The organism is Candidatus Kaiserbacteria bacterium, assembly GCA_017134395.1.
In the GTDB taxonomy this organism is placed as follows: Bacteria; Patescibacteriota; Minisyncoccia; order Phycocordibacterales; family UBA2100; genus UBA2100.
On sequence record CP070993.1, the window covers coordinates 265,668 to 284,189 of the forward strand.

Sequence of the window (18,522 nt, forward strand, 5' to 3'; positions counted from 1 at the left end):
ATTAGTTATCAGAATCTAATTCACTTTTATCAATAATAATATTGTCGACGTGGACATCTCCATCTTTATCAACATACACATTCACGGCGTTGTCACCACTTTCCTGTGCATTTGATTCCTCCAACGAATCCTTCAATTGCTGATACTGTACGGAAAATTCATCAAAAGTTCCAGCTATCTCTGAAGTCGTATCGCGAAGACTTTCAATTGCAGACGCTCCTTGATTTGAAACTTCAACCTGTACGATAGTACTATCACTACGGAAAAAAGTAACTCCCCACAAAAGGAACAACACTAATGCCACAACTCCTGCAGCGACCGCGGCAAAGGCAAGACGCTCTTCTTCTGGTCTCTGCCTCATGTCATCAATAAACCGCATACAAGTATATTATGACTGCAAGACAACTACTTCGCCAGACTTCCCTTCTAAGTCTTTCCTTTTAATAGTAAGTTTCTCGACTGGCTTTGTACTTTCGGCTCCCGCTTCTTTTAAGAATGTTTTAAGTGCTCCGGCGTCGCCTATACCATCGTAATGTATTGGGATCACAACTTTTGCTTCGTATGCAACAGCAAGAGCATGTGCTTCAGACGCGTCTAACACTCCGCCTCCGCCAATTGGAATAAACAAAACGTCTACACTATCCATATCTTCAACAATAGAAGGGTTGGGTTTCTTGTCTGAAAGTGTACCAAGGAAAAGAATGTTCATGTCTTCGATTCGAACTGTATAAATGGTATTGATGGTTGCGTCAGTACTATACTCTGATGTTGAATCGAAACCCTTTACAAAGACTCCTTGAATTTCGTATTCTCCTGCTCCGCGGACACTAAACGGTTCTTTTGCATTTCGCGTTACCTCATCTACACCGTTAAAGTCTGGATGATTTAATGTGACAAATACGATGTCAGCACCAAATCGCGTTGGTGTCATTTTTGATTTCTTTGAGACTGGGTTAAAAGCAAGTGTCTTATCGCCAAAACTAACTTTTATAAATTCCCCTTTGTGATGTGTGATTATCATAGATTGAATGCAAGCAAATCCGCCATACTAAATGCGGACTGGCATCCATTATAGCACGGATTATATTGCTTTTTAAGCCAAGCAGCGTATAGTAGAGCTGCCCTTTCAAGGGCATTTTATTAACTCAATGTAGCATACTAACCCTCTTGTACATGAACAGCTCATGAACACTGGTACAGAACGTATGGTACATCAATTATATAATGAGTAAAAAAGACGAACTCGAAGAATCGAGTAACGAACAAGAACCTCGGAGCAAAAAAGACTCCCCAATGGCAGCGCTTCTTAGCGAAATACCTGCAAGTCCAGAATTGGGCGACCTTGTAGAAGGACCGGTTGTAGATATTGACAAAGGACGTATCTACATCGACCTGCACCCATTTGGTACAGGTATTATTTACGGACGAGAGTATCTCTCGGCACGTGACATTTTAAAGAATGTAAACCCAGGCGACACTGTTGCTGCTAAGGTTTCTGGTATAGAAAACCCTGACGGTTACATCGAAGTATCACTTCGTGAAGCTCGCCAAGCGCTCGTATGGGGTGAAGCAGAAGCCGCAATGAAAAACAAAACACCTCTTGAACTCCCTATTAAGGATGCAAACAAGGGTGGACTTATTGTTGAATGGCAAGGCATCCAAGGATTCCTTCCTGCCTCACAGCTTTCTGTCGATAACTACCCACGAGTACCAGATGGCGACAAAGATAAAATCTTTGCTGAGCTTAAGCAACTCGTCGACAAAAAACTTACGCTTCACGTTATTACTGCTGATGCAAAAGAACAGAAACTTATCTTTACTGAAAAAGGTATCGATGCAGAAGAGAAAGCAGAAATGGTTGATAAGTATCGCGTTGGTGATGCTCACGACGGTGAAATTACCGGAGCAACCGACTTTGGCGTATTCGTAAAACTAGAAGACGGTCTTGAAGGTCTCGTGCACATATCAGAAATGGACTGGGCACTTGTTGAAGATCCTAAGAGTCGCTACACAGTTGGCGACAAGGTACGCGTACAAGTTATTGAAGTGAAAGATGGCAAGGTGTCACTTTCTATCAAGGCACTTGTTGAAGATCCGTGGACCGCAGCATCTAAGAAATTCAAAAAAGGCGACAAGGTTAAGGCTGTTGTTATTAAGTACAACAAACACGGAGCTCTTGCTTCTATAGAAGAAGGAGTAGCCGGCCTTGTACATGTATCTGAATTTGGTGGAAGCGAACAACTACGAGATGAACTTCGTCTTGGCAGTCTCTACCCATTCACAATTACACTCTTTGATCCAGTCGAGCACAAAATGACGCTCTCGTTCAAAGATGCACCAGTTGCTGAAGTTGCAGCAAAAGAAGAATAGAAATTCTTCTTGGAGCATACAAAAAGGCCCGCGTAAGTGGGCCTTTTTGTATGCAACTTAATGTAAAAAGTTATTTCTCAAATGTGTACTCAGTCATTGATTCAAGATCGATATTAAAGTATTTCTCATGAATTACCTTCTGATCTTCAAATAACGCATCACCCCAACTAAGGTTAAGTAGTGCAGCACCTTTTTTAACCTCTTCTTCAGAAGCTCCTTCTATTTCTAAGACCATTGGTATGAGTGGCCAATTATCAATCTCAAATGTAATGTCGCCCAATGTATACTGTCGTCGCTTCTTTTCTTGGTGGAGGAATATGGGTATTTCGATTGATTCAAAAAACTTAACCGCAGCTTCGGGCGAAGATACAGTAAATTCCACCTCTTCAGTGCTATCAACTTCCCACGTAGAATTTGCTTTATACGTAACCCACGTTTGAGTCCCGTCCGTACGTACGCGAATACGACGTGCCTTTCCAACCCACTCTTCTTTTTTAAATATCCACTCTTGAAAAAAGTACTCTCCTTTAAGTACAGCACCAATAGATTCTAATTTCTTTTCAATTTCCTCTTGATTTAAATTAATCCAACGCGCTTCTATTTCTCGATAATCAGTATCACTCATATATTTTCTAACATTAGTTGTGTATATTCATTGCCTTTACTCGCCCATCAACAATAATACTTTCAAGCGCTGTGTTTGTTGCGGTAAAAATTTTCTTCAGTGCCTCTTGTTCTTTTTTCGTAAATTCACCAAGAAGAAAGTCGTGCACTTTACTATCTCCGTTTGGCTTTTTTATTTTTCCACTCGGTGTCGTTGGTGCAACCCCAATGCGTACACGTACAAAATCTTTTGTCTTTACTGCACGAATTATTGACTCAATCCCCTTATGTCCACCGCTACCTCTACCAAACGCTATCTTTAGAGTTCCAAATGGTAAGTCGATATCGTCGTACACTACAACCAGCCGCTCTGCAGCTTTTGCACTCGTTACCAATTCTCTCACTGCACTGCCCGATTTATTCATAAATGTGTTTGGCTGCAAAATAACTGCTGTGTGTTTGCCAACGCTCCCCTTACTCATCTCACTCTTTGTTTTTTTATCAGTGACGAACCCACCGAACTCTTGCGAGTCCTCAAAAGCAGCAACTGCCAATCGCCCAGCGTTGTGTCGTGTGTGTTCGTATTCTTCTCCGGGGTTGCCTAATCCAACTATTATAAATTTCATGTTCCTAAGTGTACCGCGCACCACTAAAAAGAAAATACCTGCTCTGAAACAGAGTTAACTTTGCGTCAAGAGAAACAGTTGTAGTACAATGCCTGACATGTCAGCTGATTTACATCACGATCCTTCATCAGTGGATGAACAGGTTGAAGCTACTCCAGCAGAGAACACGCACAAGAAGCCACTCAGCTCAACTCGGAGCCTTATTTTCTTTGCACTCATTGTGCTCATGATTGTTCTTCCCATTCGTTTGTATGTTGCGAAACCTTTTATCGTGTCTGGTACTTCAATGTTCCCTACTTTTAACACGTGGCACTACCTTATTATCGACCAGCTTACGTACAAATTCGAAGAACCAACGCGTGGAGACGTAGTGGTATTCCGCTTCCCTCAAAATCCTTCACGGTTCTTTATAAAACGTGTCGTCGGGCTTCCTTTAGAAACAGTAGAACTCGATGGAAACACGGTAACCATACGAAATACTGAATTCCCTGAAGGCTTCACTCTAGACGAGCCGTATGTAGACCATGCATACACCAAGGAATCACAGCTCGTCATGGAGCTTGGTGATGATGAATACTTTGTCCTTGGCGACAACCGTAAAGCAAGCGCCGACTCACGATACTGGGGACCACTTGAGTTTGAGCGTATCGTTGGCCGTGCATACATTCGTCTCTTCCCATTCAATTCAATAGACGTTCTCCCAGGAGAAGCAACATACATTATTAAAGACACTAATACTGAATAACCATGTTAACTATCTCACACACAAATTGCGCAAGTACTGGAGAATTACTCGACCGCGCACTCGACACCATCGAGTTCTACGGATTCGACTCAGTCGACCACATGTTTAAGGGACGCAAGGTTAACAGAAAGGTAAAGCAGAGCACTACCCCGAGCGTTGCATTGCCAACAGAAAAGAAACTCGCAGCAATGACAAAGAGTTTCGTATCTCACAAAATGCATCGAGATGAACTCCCCAACTTTTCGTACCAAGTCGAACACAACAATTCAAAAATATCTACACTTGGTCTGTACGCATCAGGAAGCCGTTCTGCAATTACCGAAGGGGTCATCATTGCAACACTCGCGACAATAGCTCGAGACAGTGGTCTGCAAAATACCGTTATGCACATAAATAGCATTGGGGATAAAGAATCATCAGTGCGGTTTGTGCGCGACCTCACAAGCTACCTACGCTCGCATATTAACGACATGCCGACCTATGCTCGTGAAGAGATGCAAAGCGGAAACATCATGCGTGCATTCACTCGCCTCTCAGAAAAGAACCATGAAATAGTTGGTGGTGCACCAAACTCTATGGAGTATCTAAACGACGAAAGTCGTGCGCACCTGCGAAGTGTTCTTGAGTTCACTGAAAACATGGGAGTACCGTACGAGCTCGACCCGACTATTTTAGGAAGTATTGATTGTTGGCAACATACTATCTTTGAACTGCGTGTTCCAACTGAAAATGGCGGTACGGTAACACTCGCGCGAGGTGGCCGGCATGACACACTTGCTCAGAGAAGTTTCCGAACTGCTATGCCAATGGTGAGTGCAGTTATCGAACATGAAATCCGAGGTCGCGCAAAACCACGACGCCGAACACAACGAAACCCCCACTTCTTCTTTGCGCAACTAGGACCCGAAGCAAAAAGAAAAAGCTTCACCGTTATGGAGCGGCTTCGCGAAGCTGGTATTCCTATTCGTCAGCAAGTTGCCGTAGATAGTATTGGTATGCAATTAGAGAATGCCGAGAAATACACTATCCCCTACACAATCATTATCGGGCACAAAGAAGCACTTGAAGACACTGCTATCGTGCGAAACATGCACACACGCTCACAAGTAGTAGTGCCTCTCACAAACCTTGCAAGCTACCTCAAACGACTAAAGGTTTCGTAACATATTCTGCATAAGCAACTTGTAACAATTACCTGCTTAGAGTATTCTGAAAGTAGTCAGCTCGATGGTCGAGTTGATGAACGTTAGATCAAAGAAGGGATATGGGTATTCTCATGAAGAAACCTGAGTTTCATCCACCACCACTGACAGGAGTTGCTACTGCAACAACTGCCAGCTCGACGAAAATGGACGTCGCCTAGTTCGCCTGTCAGAACAGCACGTCAAGTGAATTGATTTAACGAACCCGTCGCATCCTAGGAGGAATGCGGCGGGTCTTTGTATATATACGGATAATCAAATCACTGGCACTTTGGTGCTACCTATGATACAGTTTTCCCCGTTATGGCAACAAACATACAAGTAGAAAAAACAGGAACTGAGAACACTGGCGCAGTATTGCGTAAGTTTACTCAACGAATGCGTTCGGCAGGGATTGTTCAGAAAATGCGAAAAATCCGTTACCGAGCACGACCTGTTTCAAAGAACATGCAACGCGCAACTGCGTTGCGGAAAATCGAACGTCGCGGCGATTTTGAGCAGCTTATCAAAGAAGGAAAGCTTTCAGATAGTGTTCGCGGAAAACGAGTAAAATGGCGCAAATAAACTCACACTTTGATATTACACACACAACACAAGGCACGCTTCCAAGCGTGCCTTTTGAAAAAATTAAGAACACGATACTTGGGCAGTCCTACACTCTCTCTCTCGTCCTTATGGCAGATACACTGGCAAAACGCTTAAACAAAGAACACAAAAAACGAACCAACCCAACCAACATTCTTTCGTTTCCTCTTTCCGACAAGGAAGGTGAAATCTTTTTAAATATTCGTCGCGCGAAGCGCGACGCAAAGAAATTCGGTCACACTACCAACCAACACATAGTCTTTCTATTTATTCATGGATGTTTACATCTTAAAGGTAACGTACATGGTGAAGAGATGGAGAAACAAGAAGAAAAGCTCCTCAAGAAACTCTATTAGCCTTTCTAGCATCTACTGAGATATTTACGTAAATATCTCAGTAGATGCTTTTCGCACAGTTGCAGAATTTGATAGTGGCTCTACAGAAGGCTACAATAAGAAAATATGCGTAAAAATACTATCGTAGGTATAGATATTGGTACTTTCTACGTCAAAGTAGTTATTTCGCAAATACAAGAAAACGGTACCCCTCCTCACATTATCGGTACCGGCTCTGCCCTCTCGCGCGGTCTTAGGCATGGATACATAACGAGTCAGCACGACATAACCGAAAGTATAAAGAAAGCAGTGGCTCAAGCTGAAAAGGAAGCAGGGCTTACAGTAGACCGCGCCTATGTTTCTATTGGCGGTGTTGGTCTTGAAGACAAATACTCTCAAGGAGCAGCTATTGTCAGTCGTGCAAACTCCGAAGTGTCCGAGATTGACGCCGAGAACGCGCTTGCGGAAGCTGAAGCGCTCATAAGTCGTGAGCTTTTAAATAGAAAAGTCATCCATGCAATACCTGTTTCGTACTTACTTGATGGCAAACAAATACTCGGACGACCAGTTGGCATGCACGGTTCTAAACTTGAAGTAGAAGCGCTCTTTGTAACGGTGCTTGAACAACACCTTGACGACATCATCGCAGTAATCGAAGCGGCAGGAATTGAGACCATCGATATCATGGCATCCCCAATTGCTGCAAGTTTAGTAACACTTACCAAACAACAAAAAATGGTTGGTTGTGTGCTGGCAAACATTGGAGCAGAAACTCTTTCAATTGTCGTCTTTGAAGAAAACACCCCCATCTCATTAAAAGTCTTCCCTATTGGTTCAACCGATATTACAAACGACATCGCATTAGGGCTTCGTCTTCCACTACCTGAAGCAGAACAATTAAAGCGAGGCGTCGTAACTGGCGAATCAGTTCCACAAAAAAAGTTGGACGAAATAATTGCAGCTAAATTACGACAAATGTTCTCTCTTGTACAAGACCATTTAAAGAAGATAAACCGAGCTGGACTGCTACCAGCTGGAATTATTCTCACAGGAGGCGGTTCGGGTATTGCAACTATTGAGGACTACGCACGCATTGCTCTTAAACTACCTTCAGAAACCACTGGTCTTCGACTCGGTGAGCAGCAACTAAAGGATGCTTCGTGGGCAGTTGCGTATGGTCTGTGTATTTGGGGTGCATCTTCAGACTCAGACACTATCGGTATCGAAAATGCGCGAGCTGCTGGAGTGAAATTTTTCTCCTGGTTTAAGCAATTTTTACCTTAAAAAGAGGTGTTTTCTTAAAACTTTCCTTTACCCTCTCCACTTGGTATTATACGTACATTACATGACCATTCTGGTCTGTAGGTGTGTGCTGTCCTTTTCTGTAGTGCCCTACAGACTTATTTAAAGTAACAAAATATAACCATGAAGCAGGTAAAGCCAGAAGTTGAAGCATTCGCGCGAATACGTGTTATCGGTGTTGGAGGATCGGGTAATAACGCGATAGACCACATGATTAAGGCAAAAGTACAGGGCGTTGATTTCATAGCCGTCAACACAGATGCACAAGCGCTGCATCACTCAAAAGCAAAGAAAAAAATCCACATCGGTAAAAACCTCACCCGCGGACTTGGTACCGGAATGAATCCAGAGCTTGGGCGTCGTGCAGCTGAAGAAACGAAAGAAGAAATTCACGAAGCAATTAAGGGTTCCGATATGGTATTTGTTACTGGAGGAATGGGTGGTGGTACCGGAACAGGAGCTGCACCGATTGTTGCGCAAATCGCTCGTGAATCTGGGGCACTTACTATTGGTATTGTTACAAAACCATTCTCGTTTGAAGGGCAACAACGTGCACGTCTTGCTCGCGAAGGTTCCGAGAACCTCAAAAAAGAAGTTGACGCGCTTATCACTATTCCCAACGACCGCCTTCTTACTACCGTAAAGAAAGACACCGGCATTAAGAGCGCGTTTGAAATGTGTGACGATATACTCAAGCAAGCAGTAGAAGGAATCTCTGACCTTATTACTACACCAGGAATCATCAACGTTGACTTCGCAGATATCCGCGCAGTTATGGAATCAGCAGGTTCTGCATTAATGGGTATGGGTATGGCTGCAGGCGAAGGGCGTGCAGTTAAAGCAGCACACGAAGCCATCCAATCCCCTCTTCTTGATGTATCAATCTCTGGAGCAACTGGTGTTCTCTTTGCAATTGCTGGTGGCGACGACCTCTCAATGCTTGAGGTACAAGAAGCAGCTAATGCTATTACTGAATCTGTTGACCCTGATGCTCGTATTATCTTCGGTGCTATTTCAGACAACACACTTAAGAAAGGCCAGATAAAGATTACTGTTATTGCAACAGGCTTTCCTGAAAACAATAAAGCAAAAGAAGCAGAAGCATCTCGCAAAGGCTCATTTTTTGGAACGAGCACTCGAGAAGAAAAAAAATCATCAGACGCAGAAGCTGCAATCCCAGCAAAAAGCGAACCAGAAATAGAAGAGAAGCAAGCACCAGCTGCAATTCACCACACTGAAAGCAAGCCGGTAGAAGTTATTGAGAAGAAAGTCTCTGCAGCCCCAACAAAGCGCGAAGCTCCACAAACAAAAAAAGAATCTTTAGAAGACGATGACGACTGGGGTGCAATCCCTTCATTCCTTCGACGATCAAAGCTTAAATAATAGTTTTTAATAATTAGCTCTTTTTCACTATGTTCGATCTTACAATTATTGGTGGTGGCCCAGCAGGTACTGCAGTCGCTGTGTATGCTGCACGAAAGCGCCTTAAAAGCGTTCTGATAACTGAAGAATGGGGCGGTCAAAGTAATGTCTCGGAAGATATCCAAAACTGGATAGGAACACCTCATATTTCAGGTGGTGATCTTGCAAAATCGTTCGAAGCGCATGTGCGTGAATACGCTGACGATGTAATCGAAATACAGTCGCCTGCCAAAGTAGAGACCATAGAAAAAATCGAGGGAGGATTTAAGGTTGTAACAAACAAAGGTGAGAGCTACGAATCAAAAGCAGTGTTTGTTGGTGTTGGATCAAGCCGCCGCAAGCTCCCCGCAAAAGGTGCAGATAAGTTTGAACACAAAGGTCTTACCTACTGTGCATCGTGTGATGGACCGTTATTTACTGGCCGAGATGTAGTGGTAATTGGCGGTGGTAACGCAGGCTTTGAAACAGCTGCGCAACTTCTTGCGTACACAAATTCAGTAACACTACTTGAGTTTAACGATACATTCCTTGCTGATGAAATTACCGTAGAGAAACTCATGAAAAACGACAAATTTAAAGCCCTGAAAAATGTTGAGATAACCGAAGTGGTCGGTGAGGCATTTGTGACCGGTGTAAAGTACAAGGACCGTGCAACGGGAGAGGAAACAGAACTCGCAACCGGTGGTGTGTTTGTAGAAATCGGCATGATTCCTAACACACAAATGGTTAAAGATCTTGTTGAACTTGATGAGCGCAACATGATAAAAGTAGACCCGTATACACAACGTACAAGCGTAGAAGGTATCTGGGCAGCCGGAGACTGTACCGACGGTCTCTACCACCAAAACAACATAGCAGCTGGTGACGCTGTGAAAGCAATCGAAGACATGTACGGATACTTACGATAAGTACTAAATATAAAAAAATAAGTATAGAGAAAGGCGGGAGTGTGACCTCACACTTTCCGCCTTTCTTACTTTTGAATAGTGAATTTACGAACTGTGCACCACTTGGGATTCTACCGGACTTACTTTATTCGGCAAATTGCATTGAACGCCAGGAAGGCAGGTGCCATTCATAGCGTGCCCACATCCAAGACATGGACTATAGGGAAGTTTTTTCCCTTGCGTTCCCCCGTGATTACTTTTATTACCATCCGCATCATTTTTTGGCATTTTTGCCCCTTCAAAAGTAGCGTACAGAACCACAACCTCAATGGCTGCTCCCCCCATACGCATTGACTAGTAAAACATCGTTGTTGCTTATTTTCAAGTAAATCAAAACCCCTCGCAGTTAACTGCGAGGGGTTTTGATTTACTTGAGTTGGTTTTTTGTGTAGTTAGGCTTCGTGTTCAACTACTACTTCACCGTCTTCGTTGTCAGTAGGAGAAAAACTAAGGAGTGCTGATGCAAGCACATCACGCTGTGTGTATACAAGTGAGAATGCTCCAAGAGCAACAGCAAGCAGTGTAAGAATGTACGCTACATCACCTGCGCCTGTGTATGGTACTTGGTTTAGTGGCACATACGTAATAGTTGGTTGTGTGGTGTGTATAGGATATGCTGTGCCGTAGCCACCATAAGGTGTTACTCCAGCAGAACCTATTGGGTACACAGTTGCACTACAGTTTCGTGTAGTTCCATTTGGCCATCGTGCATTCAGGGTATATGTTTGTGCTACCCCAACATTTGGAACTACTCGTGAACCAGTGCTTCCTACGTTACCTACCCCATTATCGATAGAAACGTATGATGCGTTACCAGCATCCCATGAAAGAATCGCTGTTCCTCCAGGAACAACAAGATCAGGGTTAACCCACAGAGAACATGTTTGGTTTAACTGCCCACTAAAGAAGTTGTTGCTGTTAAACGAATACGACGTTGTTGGCTGAGCAACTACTGTACACGTATCCACGCCTGCATTTCCCGTTGCAGTGAGTGTATAAGTGGTAGTGTTGGTTGGATACACTACTACAGAGTCGGCATCTGAAACAATACCAATACCACTAATGTGAATAGTGTGTGCATCGTAGACTTTCCAAGAAAGTGTTGTTCCGCCATTATTAAATGGTTGTACGATTGTGTTGAATACACACACTGGAGCATTCATCGCACTTGCAGTAGCCGGAGCAATAACTGCCACAAACCCTAAGGTAAGGGCAACGATAGTTGCAACTGCTGTATATTTTGCTGTTACCATATACATAAATTAAATTTCTAAATATAAAAACTCTTTTGTTTCCAAAAGAGCATTTCTATACACACTTTCTTGATACTCCTCCTATGAAGAATAATCAATAAGTGCAAGTATTATAGTACATATATTGGGTAGATGTCAAGAGGTTGGATTTCCAATTCAGGGAGACTCGGCGTCAGCTCACTAACCAAGCCCAAGACAAAGCAAAGGGCCCAAACGCTATCATGCGGGACCTTGGCTTATCTAGTGGGCGATACAGGACTCGAACCTGTGACCTTCTCAACGTCAATGAGACGCTCTAGCCAACTGAGCTAATCGCCCGTGTATGTTTTATGTCGCGCCATAGTACCGTGTAGGCGTAACTACTTCAAGCAGCTCTATTTTTGAAAAACGCACGAATATAATGCAAAACGACAGCAACAATACCTATCGCAAGTAGGTAACTAATAAAGAGTGTCCAAAACGAATATGGTACATCTCGCCACACGCCAAGAACCGTTGCTGTCCACCACGACGTAAACGAAATAGCACTCCCTAACCACAAGGGCACCCAACGCTTTGCAAGCGCAACTGCGTTCAGCACAATTATGACCGTAATGATTTCTTTCACCCAAACTTTATGACTCGTGAGCACCCAATCACTTCCGCCGGCAGTTAGCCACCACCATACAAGCACAATACCTGAGAGTACAACAATGACGGTTCCTACACGGATAATGAAGTAGTTTGCGTGCATAAGTGCTTTTTCACTTGCATCCACCACCCCATCTTTAAGTGCTTTGTTAATTTGCACTTCCGCAATAGTCGCACCACCGACACCTAAAATAGTTCCCACAATGTGCAACAATACGAGTGCTGTATGTAAATCCATATACCAGTATTATAACAAAGGTGCTCCTATCAATAAAAAAGGATGTTAACTACAAGACTTGCCATATTTGACAACATATGTCATAATGTTGCGAGTTTGTAGATAGGGAGATCTCCGATGGAAGAAATTCTTAAAGAGGTGCGTACACTGCTTGAAGCAGAAACACTCGTACCCGTCGAAGTAAGTAGTCGACTAAAACTCGCCGTAAATTCGCTGTTCGCAGCGAACGTCAAATTGCTTGCGTTAGACGATTCTGAAATTTGTGCCCTTATGGAGAAGCACCCTGGTGTTCGAGAAATCTTTGAGGATTCAGATCCTAAAGAAATCGCTTGGGCACTCAGGCTTGCAAACGAGACCAGAAACAGGAGCGGCTAAGAAGTATGTACTACTTCTTGGCCGTTTTTTTCATTTTTTGCGCCGTTTGAACCACGTAGTCGTGCACTTCACGAAACGGAACTCTCATAATAATGCTAAGTGAGCTTGAGCGACTCCAGTTACCATCAGTCTTATCTTCTGGGCTAGTTCGTACCGCATAAATGTAGCCATCATTTTTTGCCTTGTATAAGTGCCTGAATCTCGAACTATAATATGCTCGGGCGATGTCACCATCTCTATGATCTTGTTCTGTAGCTTTTATGTTCCATTCACCATTTGATTTTGGATGAATATCTACAGGAGAAGTGTGATACCCTACCCCGAATCCATATCGGTTTGATACTTCAACTAGATGCTTTACTGCCTCTACAGGAGTTTTCTTCTCGTTGATGATTTCGTCGTGCAGTCGTTGAAAATTCCTTTCTCTCAATTCATGTGGTATCGCTGTTGCTATAACAACTTCACTGTCTGTATAAGAAGCGAGGGCGGCTCGAATATCTTCAATATGTTCTTCATCTAAAAAATCTTCTAAATCTTCAAAAAACTTATCTAGAAGATGCTGTTTCATATACTGATCAAAAAGAAAATCTGCTGTTTCATCAATACTTGCTTCAAATCCCTTTGATACGGATTCCAATTCTTCGTTTTCCAAAGGTTTATGTTTGGCACTTAAATTATCTATTCCCATGCGTAACACGATACCATATCCAAAATCTTGGATAAATACACCCCGTCTAGCTAGAATTTTTTGTATAGAAAAACCACCTTTGTGTTGAGGCACAAAGGTGGTTTTCGGCCAGATGGAATTTTAACCAAATGGAGTCATCGTTTCTTTAACCACGTAATTAACTTTGGGAAAAAGATCCGCATTGCTTGAGATTTTCATGATCTCCAGCGCTCCAGATTCTGAAACCCATCCCATCTGCACACCAATCGCCATGCAGTAGGCTTCGTCGACCATCTCTGGAAAACCAGAAAAAGCAAGAACAACACCAGACTGAGTGCCTCTGGAAAGATTGATCGCACCTCCCCACCGCCCAAGACTAGGATTTCGAGATTGCCAACTCAAAATATGCTTGGGATGGCGAAGCAGTCGCTCTGGCTTCTCTTTTGTAGCAAACTCGATATACTTTTCGAGTTTTTCTTGGTTTGGTTGCCCAGCAATCAGCTTTGGCAAGAGTACGGTTCCGTCTGCATAGCGAGCATGAAAACAACCCCCTAACCTGCCTTCACCAAAAACTTCAGCAATGACAAGGGCGGTCAATTCAACAATATCTTTTAGTCGAAGGGCATCTGATGGCAGCTTCTGATCTTCGCTCATATCTTTTCCTTTCTGGATGAACAAAACTATCGAATACACTGCACTCTTTTATGAAAGTTTGCAAGTAATAAACGCCTCAATAAATTGAGGCGTTTAGTTTTTATATACGCAATTAATTACATACTTAATTACGTAATTCACTCAATGCATATTTGGTGATTGTTAATCTACTTCGTTTTAAACCACGGGATGAAGACACTGGTAGTTCGCTTGTATTCTGCAAAATCTGGGTGCTCGACCATTTTCTTCTCAAGCAATGGGACTCCAGAAACTTTAAGGATCAAAAAAGTAATAGTGAGCGGACCGACAATGGTACCCCATCCATACGGCACCGAAAGTGCGATAAGCCATATCCCCCACCAGAGTGTTACTTCGCCGAAGTAATTTGGGTGACGTGTGTATCGCCATAGACCAGAGGTCATGAGCTTGCCTTTGTTTGCAGGATTTTTTATAAATTGTTTAAGCTGTCGATCACCAACTACCTCAAACACAAAGCCAAGTAGCCAAACCCCTACGCCAACTGCAGTAAAGAGGTTGAGAGCGACATTGGTACCCATGATGACAACAATCGGTAACGCGACGAGAAAAAGTAGCGCACCTTGCAACATGTACACTTGTAGATATGAACGCGGATAAAACCACGCACCCCATGTTTCGCGCCATACACGATACCGATAATCCTCACCCTTTCCTTTATGCCGAGCTGCGATGTGCCATGCGAGACGAACTCCCCATATTGTTACAAGTAGCACTACCAGTATGCCCTGCATACTACTGCCAGCACTAATGAATACGGCTGCCCACGCTAATACTACAAAGCCAAGGCCCCACGCAACATCAGCCACATCATTTCTTTTTTTGACTACAGATATAACGAACCACAGGTTCATGTATATAAAGAGAACACCAGCGAGTGCTACAAAGTAGCTCATAGTCCTATTTTAGTTGCAATGAAGTAGGTAATTGTTGATACAGAAGCGGCTAACACTGCGCCCCACACCATATCAACTATCGTGACGAGTAGTGGCCAATCTTTAAGTGTTGCAAGGTTGGTGAGATCGTAGGTTGCATACGTAATGAAGCCGAACAAAGCGCCAAACACAAGCGCGTGGACCCAAAGACCTTTTTCCATCGCTGGCGCGACTGCAAAAAGAACAAGGCCAGCAATAAAAATGAGATAGAAGATTATCGCAGCAGTCCAATTAATGTCGCTCTTCATTAAAAAACCAATTTGGTTTTGATAAAAATTCTTTGCCACGAGTCCAAGCCAGATCATATCGATGGCAAAGAACACAGGGAGTGCAACGAGAAAAAGTTTTACGAACATATTATTTATTTATATACGTTATGGTTAATTGTAGTGCAGTTGCAAACGTACCCCACAAAAGATACGGGATGTTCACGTATACAACCCAGCGTAGTTCTGGTACTCGATACCATACTAGTGCAAGTGCCCACATAAGCGTACCAACAACCAGTAAAATATCTAGTGACGCGAGCAGATTATTTTTGAGTCCAAACTGTATTGGTGTAAACGCGAAATTAAAAACGAGATTTAGTGCAAAGGGTACTGCAATTATCCATGGAATTTCCTTTGTGATTACTTTATAGAAAATGGTTCCAAAAGATACTGCAATGATTGCGTAGAGCACCGTCCACACTGGACCAAACAGCCACGCGGGGGGCGCCCAAAAAGGTCTAGTGAGCTCTAAGTACCAGTCTTGTGTAGGCATGTATATATAGTAACGCGAACACGCTTTTTTAACTATTACTGCGTGGGGTCTACAACACGTACAAAAAACTAGCGATTAATCGCTAGTTTTTGTGGTTATTCCACGGGGAATCGAGGGTCAAGTCACTAAGTTCATATTTCGCCTTACAGGCTCATCTTCACTAAGTGCTTCCTCCCCGGGCACCACAAGAGTACTTCTTGTTTTCTAAGCTGAGTACTCCAGTTAACTGGAGTATTTATTCGTAACTAACAAATATATTCGATACATGAAGGAAGCCCCGCGAAAGAGTTTTCTCCCGCGAGGCTTATACAACTTCTTCACTTTCTCAATATCCTCACAATTGCAATTATCGCAATCGCCCCCCAAAAGGTCTGAACGACCAGTACAGGGGGTACTTCTCGAATAACAGCATAAGTGGCATAGAAGCCTACTGCTGTGAGGTTGAGAATATTGAATTTAAGGCTCTCACCACTCCACCTGCCCGAGGATACTAGATAGTATCCAATAATAAGGCACGCGGCACCAGTGTAGCCCATGGACTCGATAGCCCAGTATTCCATCACATACCTCCGTGGTTAGTGACATCCAATGTAAATAATGACACGTATAGTAGATATTGTCAATATTTACATACTGCCTCTCTCCTTAGCAAAAACATCCAATTAATTGGATGTTTTTGGCGAAAATTGTAGAGAAACTAAACACCTCAGTTTACTGAGGCGTTTGTTTAATGACTACGGGGAATCGGCGCAGCTCACTAAACTCTCCGCCAGCTGGCGGATCGTTAAGTGGCTCCTGCCCTGACTCGGCGACAAGCACTCGTTCCGCTCGTCTTGTATACCGCCTCCGTCTTTCGATTCCCCTTACAACCTACAAAACGCTAAAAGCCCAGTGCGTTGCACTGAGCTTTAAGCATTTGTGATTCCACGGGGAATCGAACCCCGATTTCCAGGATGAAAACCTGGTGTCCTAACCGTTAGACGATGGAACCATAGCTACACGTACATTATGTTCCTAAATCAGTTCCAAGACATCAGGTTTTAACCTAGTGTCACCATAGTCTAATTGCGTTAGACGATGGAACCAGAACTACGTTTGTAGCGTGAGCTATACTACAACATTTTTTCGTGTCATGCTATTCTCTGTGCATCATGGAGGAGTGCCCGGAATGGTAACGGAGCGCTTTCGAAAAGCGTCGTGCGCAAGCACTTGGAGGTTCGAGTCCTCTCTCCTCCGCTAATGACAAACTGTATGGACGCGAGCAGCGTTCATACAATATTGTCGTTCGGATGAAGAGGGCTCGAAAAAAGTGTGCTGGCGAAGCTCGACGAAACGAAGTGCAGTCGACAGCACACGGCGGGGTCGCGTCGCTTAGTATTTTAGAAGCGAGGTGCGAGCGTACTCAAATACTTAGCAAAGGTGACCGAGTCCTCACCACAAGAGTACTTCTTGTTTTATAAATAAAACAATGTCGCTCTCCTCCGCTATGAAATAAACATTTGAGATGCGATAGCATTTTAATCGTATTATTTTACGACGTAATAGGACTCGGAAAAGCTTCTGGTATACACATTCTCTTTCTCTTGTGTATGATACATCCGTATGAGAATACTTTCCGTAGAAACATCCTGTGATGAGACAGGTCTGTCTATAGTAGATACGCAACGCAGTGAAAGCGGTGTTTCTGTAGAAGTACGTGCCGACACACTCCTTTCGCAAGCCCTGCTTCATGCTGAGTACGGTGGTGTATACCCTAGCCTAGCAAAACGTGAGCATGCTAAGAACCTCGGTCCTCTTCTTATTGAAACACTTAAGCAGGCTGACATGTTTACCCCTGCTAAAGAGCCAAAAGTTACCAAAGAAACTATTCAAGCTATAAAAGAGCTCCTCTATCGTGAACCAGAGCTTTTTGTACACCTTACTACCCTTCTCATTAACATCGAAAAGCCCGATATTGATGTTATCGCTGTGACGCATGGTCCAGGGCTTGAGCCTGCTCTATGGGTTGGTGTAAACTTTGCAAAAGCGCTCTCACTTGCATGGAACATACCGGTGATGCCTCTTAATCATATGGAAGGGCATCTCGCTGCTGCATTTACTACTGAAGTAGCTAAAAAGCAATACACGCTAAGCAAACCACAACTTCCTGCTCTTATAATGCTTATCTCGGGTGGCCACACCGAGCTCGTGCTCCTTAAAAAATGGTTCTCTACAGAAAACAGGAATGATTATGAAAAGATTGGTTCAACACGCGACGATGCAGTCGGAGAAGCATTCGACAAGACAGCACGTTTGTTAGGACTCCCGTATCCAGGTGGTATAGAAATTGCAAAGCTTGCAGAGGCAGCGCGCGAAGAAAATCTACCGCATCCATATTCATTACCGCGTCCCATGCTCAAAACTGATGATTACGATTTCTCATTTTCTGGACTAAAAACAGCAGCTCGAAACCTTGTGCAAAATATTGGAAATCCTACTGATGAACAAAAGAAGCAAATCGCTCGCGAAATCGAAGATGCTATAACCGAAGTGCTTGTTACAAAAACAAAGCGCGCTATAGAAGAGTACGGTATTCGCTCGCTTGCAGTTGGTGGTGGGGTTTCAGCAAGCACACATATTCGCGCAGCTCTTGAGGCACTCATCGAAGAATACGAAGACATGACACTCTACAAGCCAGCACGCGAGCTAAGTACAGACAATGGACTAATGATTGCGTTTGCTGCAGCAATGAACACATACAAAACTGACAATCTTGAAACTATTTCCGCCAACGGGAATCTCTCGATAGACTAGAAAAAGACAGCGCTAGATATGGCTATAAACGGTAACCAATGC

At 43.5% G+C, this 18,522-nt stretch carries 21 protein-coding genes and 3 tRNA genes; 11 read left to right on the plus strand and 13 right to left on the minus strand.

Annotation, left to right across the window (positions count from 1 at the left end):
- Position 1: 1 nt before the first annotated feature.
- Together JXR01_01395 and JXR01_01400 are read right to left on the minus strand one after the other, a co-directional pair.
- The gene (locus JXR01_01395) at positions 2-379 is read right to left on the minus strand and encodes a hypothetical protein (GenBank protein ID QSH39647.1); all 378 of its coding nucleotides are present in this window, start codon (positions 377-379) and stop codon (positions 2-4) included.
- 9 nt (positions 380-388) lie between these two features.
- Positions 389-1,021 carry an MBL fold metallo-hydrolase gene (locus JXR01_01400; protein QSH39648.1) on the minus strand — a complete coding sequence of 211 codons (633 nt, stop codon included), beginning with the start codon at positions 1,019-1,021 and terminating at the stop codon, positions 389-391.
- Between the two features lie 203 nt (positions 1,022-1,224).
- Between JXR01_01400 and JXR01_01405 the strand changes: the two genes are divergently transcribed.
- Positions 1,225-2,370 (plus strand): S1 RNA-binding domain-containing protein, encoded by a 1,146-nt coding sequence (locus tag JXR01_01405; protein ID QSH39649.1) that lies wholly within the window; start codon positions 1,225-1,227, stop codon positions 2,368-2,370.
- 70 nt (positions 2,371-2,440) lie between these two features.
- Here JXR01_01405 and JXR01_01410 read toward each other — a convergent pair whose 3' ends face one another.
- Positions 2,441-2,995, minus strand: a complete 555-nt coding sequence (locus tag JXR01_01410; GenBank protein QSH39650.1) for a CYTH domain-containing protein — start codon at positions 2,993-2,995, stop codon at positions 2,441-2,443.
- A 13-nt stretch (positions 2,996-3,008) separates the two neighbouring features.
- Positions 3,009-3,599, minus strand: coding sequence for an aminoacyl-tRNA hydrolase (locus JXR01_01415; GenBank protein QSH39651.1), 591 nt, complete (start codon positions 3,597-3,599; stop codon positions 3,009-3,011).
- Between the two features lie 97 nt (positions 3,600-3,696).
- On the opposite strand from JXR01_01415, the gene lepB reads away from it, so the two are divergent.
- From lepB to JXR01_01450, 7 genes are all read left to right on the plus strand, one after another.
- Entirely contained in the window at positions 3,697-4,344 is a 648-nt protein-coding gene (gene lepB, locus JXR01_01420; GenBank protein ID QSH39652.1) for a signal peptidase I, read from the plus strand.
- Positions 4,345-4,346: 2 nt separating this feature from the next.
- Positions 4,347-5,507: a hypothetical protein gene (locus tag JXR01_01425; GenBank protein ID QSH39653.1), complete on the plus strand. Its 1,161-nt coding sequence runs from the start codon at positions 4,347-4,349 to the stop codon at positions 5,505-5,507.
- A gap of 342 nt (positions 5,508-5,849) precedes the next feature.
- Positions 5,850-6,110 (plus strand): hypothetical protein, encoded by a 261-nt coding sequence (locus JXR01_01430; protein QSH39654.1) that lies wholly within the window; start codon positions 5,850-5,852, stop codon positions 6,108-6,110.
- Positions 6,098-6,487, plus strand: a complete 390-nt coding sequence (gene ybeY, locus JXR01_01435; protein QSH39655.1) for an rRNA maturation RNase YbeY — start codon at positions 6,098-6,100, stop codon at positions 6,485-6,487. Before JXR01_01430 ends, ybeY begins: the two co-directional genes overlap by 13 nt.
- 105 nt (positions 6,488-6,592) lie before the next feature.
- Complete coding sequence (gene ftsA / locus JXR01_01440) at positions 6,593-7,750, plus strand: cell division protein FtsA (protein QSH39656.1); 1,158 nt, start codon at positions 6,593-6,595, stop codon at positions 7,748-7,750.
- A gap of 141 nt (positions 7,751-7,891) precedes the next feature.
- Entirely contained in the window at positions 7,892-9,151 is a 1,260-nt protein-coding gene (gene ftsZ / locus JXR01_01445) for a cell division protein FtsZ (protein QSH39657.1), read from the plus strand.
- A 29-nt stretch (positions 9,152-9,180) separates the two neighbouring features.
- Positions 9,181-10,098 (plus strand): FAD-dependent oxidoreductase, encoded by a 918-nt coding sequence (locus JXR01_01450; protein QSH39658.1) that lies wholly within the window; start codon positions 9,181-9,183, stop codon positions 10,096-10,098.
- 431 nt (positions 10,099-10,529) lie between these two features.
- Here JXR01_01450 and JXR01_01455 read toward each other — a convergent pair whose 3' ends face one another.
- From JXR01_01455 to JXR01_01465, 3 genes are all read right to left on the minus strand, one after another.
- Positions 10,530-11,390 (minus strand): hypothetical protein, encoded by an 861-nt coding sequence (locus tag JXR01_01455; GenBank protein ID QSH39659.1) that lies wholly within the window; start codon positions 11,388-11,390, stop codon positions 10,530-10,532.
- A gap of 244 nt (positions 11,391-11,634) precedes the next feature.
- Positions 11,635-11,708: transfer RNA gene (locus JXR01_01460), tRNA-Val, on the minus strand.
- A gap of 46 nt (positions 11,709-11,754) precedes the next feature.
- Complete coding sequence (locus tag JXR01_01465) at positions 11,755-12,258, minus strand: hypothetical protein (GenBank protein QSH39660.1); 504 nt, start codon at positions 12,256-12,258, stop codon at positions 11,755-11,757.
- 117 nt (positions 12,259-12,375) lie between these two features.
- On the opposite strand from JXR01_01465, the gene JXR01_01470 reads away from it, so the two are divergent.
- Positions 12,376-12,633 carry a hypothetical protein gene (locus tag JXR01_01470; protein QSH39661.1) on the plus strand — a complete coding sequence of 86 codons (258 nt, stop codon included), beginning with the start codon at positions 12,376-12,378 and terminating at the stop codon, positions 12,631-12,633.
- Positions 12,634-12,643: 10 nt separating this feature from the next.
- On the opposite strand, the gene JXR01_01475 is transcribed toward JXR01_01470, so the two are convergent.
- The 6 genes from JXR01_01475 to JXR01_01500 all read right to left on the minus strand — a co-directional run bounded on the left by JXR01_01475 (position 12,644) and on the right by JXR01_01500 (position 16,678).
- Positions 12,644-13,321 (minus strand): hypothetical protein, encoded by a 678-nt coding sequence (locus JXR01_01475; protein ID QSH39662.1) that lies wholly within the window; start codon positions 13,319-13,321, stop codon positions 12,644-12,646.
- Positions 13,322-13,441: 120 nt separating this feature from the next.
- Entirely contained in the window at positions 13,442-13,954 is a 513-nt protein-coding gene (locus JXR01_01480) for a hypothetical protein (GenBank protein ID QSH39663.1), read from the minus strand.
- 167 nt (positions 13,955-14,121) lie between these two features.
- Positions 14,122-14,886 (minus strand): DUF1295 domain-containing protein, encoded by a 765-nt coding sequence (locus tag JXR01_01485; protein ID QSH39664.1) that lies wholly within the window; start codon positions 14,884-14,886, stop codon positions 14,122-14,124.
- Positions 14,883-15,281, minus strand: coding sequence for a DUF2177 family protein (locus JXR01_01490; protein QSH39665.1), 399 nt, complete (start codon positions 15,279-15,281; stop codon positions 14,883-14,885). Before JXR01_01490 ends, JXR01_01485 begins: the two co-directional genes overlap by 4 nt.
- A gap of 1 nt (position 15,282) precedes the next feature.
- Positions 15,283-15,687: a tryptophan-rich sensory protein gene (locus tag JXR01_01495; protein QSH39666.1), complete on the minus strand. Its 405-nt coding sequence runs from the start codon at positions 15,685-15,687 to the stop codon at positions 15,283-15,285.
- 919 nt (positions 15,688-16,606) lie between these two features.
- Positions 16,607-16,678: transfer RNA gene (locus tag JXR01_01500), tRNA-Glu, on the minus strand.
- A 162-nt stretch (positions 16,679-16,840) separates the two neighbouring features.
- Here JXR01_01500 and JXR01_01505 point away from each other — a divergent pair.
- Both JXR01_01505 and tsaD read left to right on the plus strand, forming a co-directional pair.
- Positions 16,841-16,923 (plus strand) — tRNA-Ser (locus JXR01_01505).
- Between the two features lie 366 nt (positions 16,924-17,289).
- Positions 17,290-18,480, plus strand: a complete 1,191-nt coding sequence (gene tsaD, locus JXR01_01510; GenBank protein QSH39667.1) for a tRNA (adenosine(37)-N6)-threonylcarbamoyltransferase complex transferase subunit TsaD — start codon at positions 17,290-17,292, stop codon at positions 18,478-18,480.
- The last annotated feature ends 42 nt before the right edge of the window (positions 18,481-18,522 follow it).

Coding starts and splice junctions, on each gene's coding strand:
- JXR01_01395 (QSH39647.1), bottom strand. CDS start 379: ATGCGGTTTATTGATGACATGAGGCAGAGACCAGAAGAAGAGCGTCTT.
- JXR01_01400 (QSH39648.1), bottom strand. CDS start 1,021: ATGATAATCACACATCACAAAGGGGAATTTATAAAAGTTAGTTTTGGC.
- JXR01_01405 (QSH39649.1), top strand. CDS start 1,225: ATGAGTAAAAAAGACGAACTCGAAGAATCGAGTAACGAACAAGAACCT.
- JXR01_01410 (QSH39650.1), bottom strand. CDS start 2,995: ATGAGTGATACTGATTATCGAGAAATAGAAGCGCGTTGGATTAATTTA.
- JXR01_01415 (QSH39651.1), bottom strand. CDS start 3,599: ATGAAATTTATAATAGTTGGATTAGGCAACCCCGGAGAAGAATACGAA.
- lepB (QSH39652.1), top strand. CDS start 3,697: ATGTCAGCTGATTTACATCACGATCCTTCATCAGTGGATGAACAGGTT.
- JXR01_01425 (QSH39653.1), top strand. CDS start 4,347: ATGTTAACTATCTCACACACAAATTGCGCAAGTACTGGAGAATTACTC.
- JXR01_01430 (QSH39654.1), top strand. CDS start 5,850: ATGGCAACAAACATACAAGTAGAAAAAACAGGAACTGAGAACACTGGC.
- ybeY (QSH39655.1), top strand. CDS start 6,098: ATGGCGCAAATAAACTCACACTTTGATATTACACACACAACACAAGGC.
- ftsA (QSH39656.1), top strand. CDS start 6,593: ATGCGTAAAAATACTATCGTAGGTATAGATATTGGTACTTTCTACGTC.
- ftsZ (QSH39657.1), top strand. CDS start 7,892: ATGAAGCAGGTAAAGCCAGAAGTTGAAGCATTCGCGCGAATACGTGTT.
- JXR01_01450 (QSH39658.1), top strand. CDS start 9,181: ATGTTCGATCTTACAATTATTGGTGGTGGCCCAGCAGGTACTGCAGTC.
- JXR01_01455 (QSH39659.1), bottom strand. CDS start 11,390: ATGGTAACAGCAAAATATACAGCAGTTGCAACTATCGTTGCCCTTACC.
- JXR01_01465 (QSH39660.1), bottom strand. CDS start 12,258: ATGGATTTACATACAGCACTCGTATTGTTGCACATTGTGGGAACTATT.
- JXR01_01470 (QSH39661.1), top strand. CDS start 12,376: ATGGAAGAAATTCTTAAAGAGGTGCGTACACTGCTTGAAGCAGAAACA.
- JXR01_01475 (QSH39662.1), bottom strand. CDS start 13,321: ATGGGAATAGATAATTTAAGTGCCAAACATAAACCTTTGGAAAACGAA.
- JXR01_01480 (QSH39663.1), bottom strand. CDS start 13,954: ATGAGCGAAGATCAGAAGCTGCCATCAGATGCCCTTCGACTAAAAGAT.
- JXR01_01485 (QSH39664.1), bottom strand. CDS start 14,886: ATGAGCTACTTTGTAGCACTCGCTGGTGTTCTCTTTATATACATGAAC.
- JXR01_01490 (QSH39665.1), bottom strand. CDS start 15,281: ATGTTCGTAAAACTTTTTCTCGTTGCACTCCCTGTGTTCTTTGCCATC.
- JXR01_01495 (QSH39666.1), bottom strand. CDS start 15,687: ATGCCTACACAAGACTGGTACTTAGAGCTCACTAGACCTTTTTGGGCG.
- tsaD (QSH39667.1), top strand. CDS start 17,290: ATGAGAATACTTTCCGTAGAAACATCCTGTGATGAGACAGGTCTGTCT.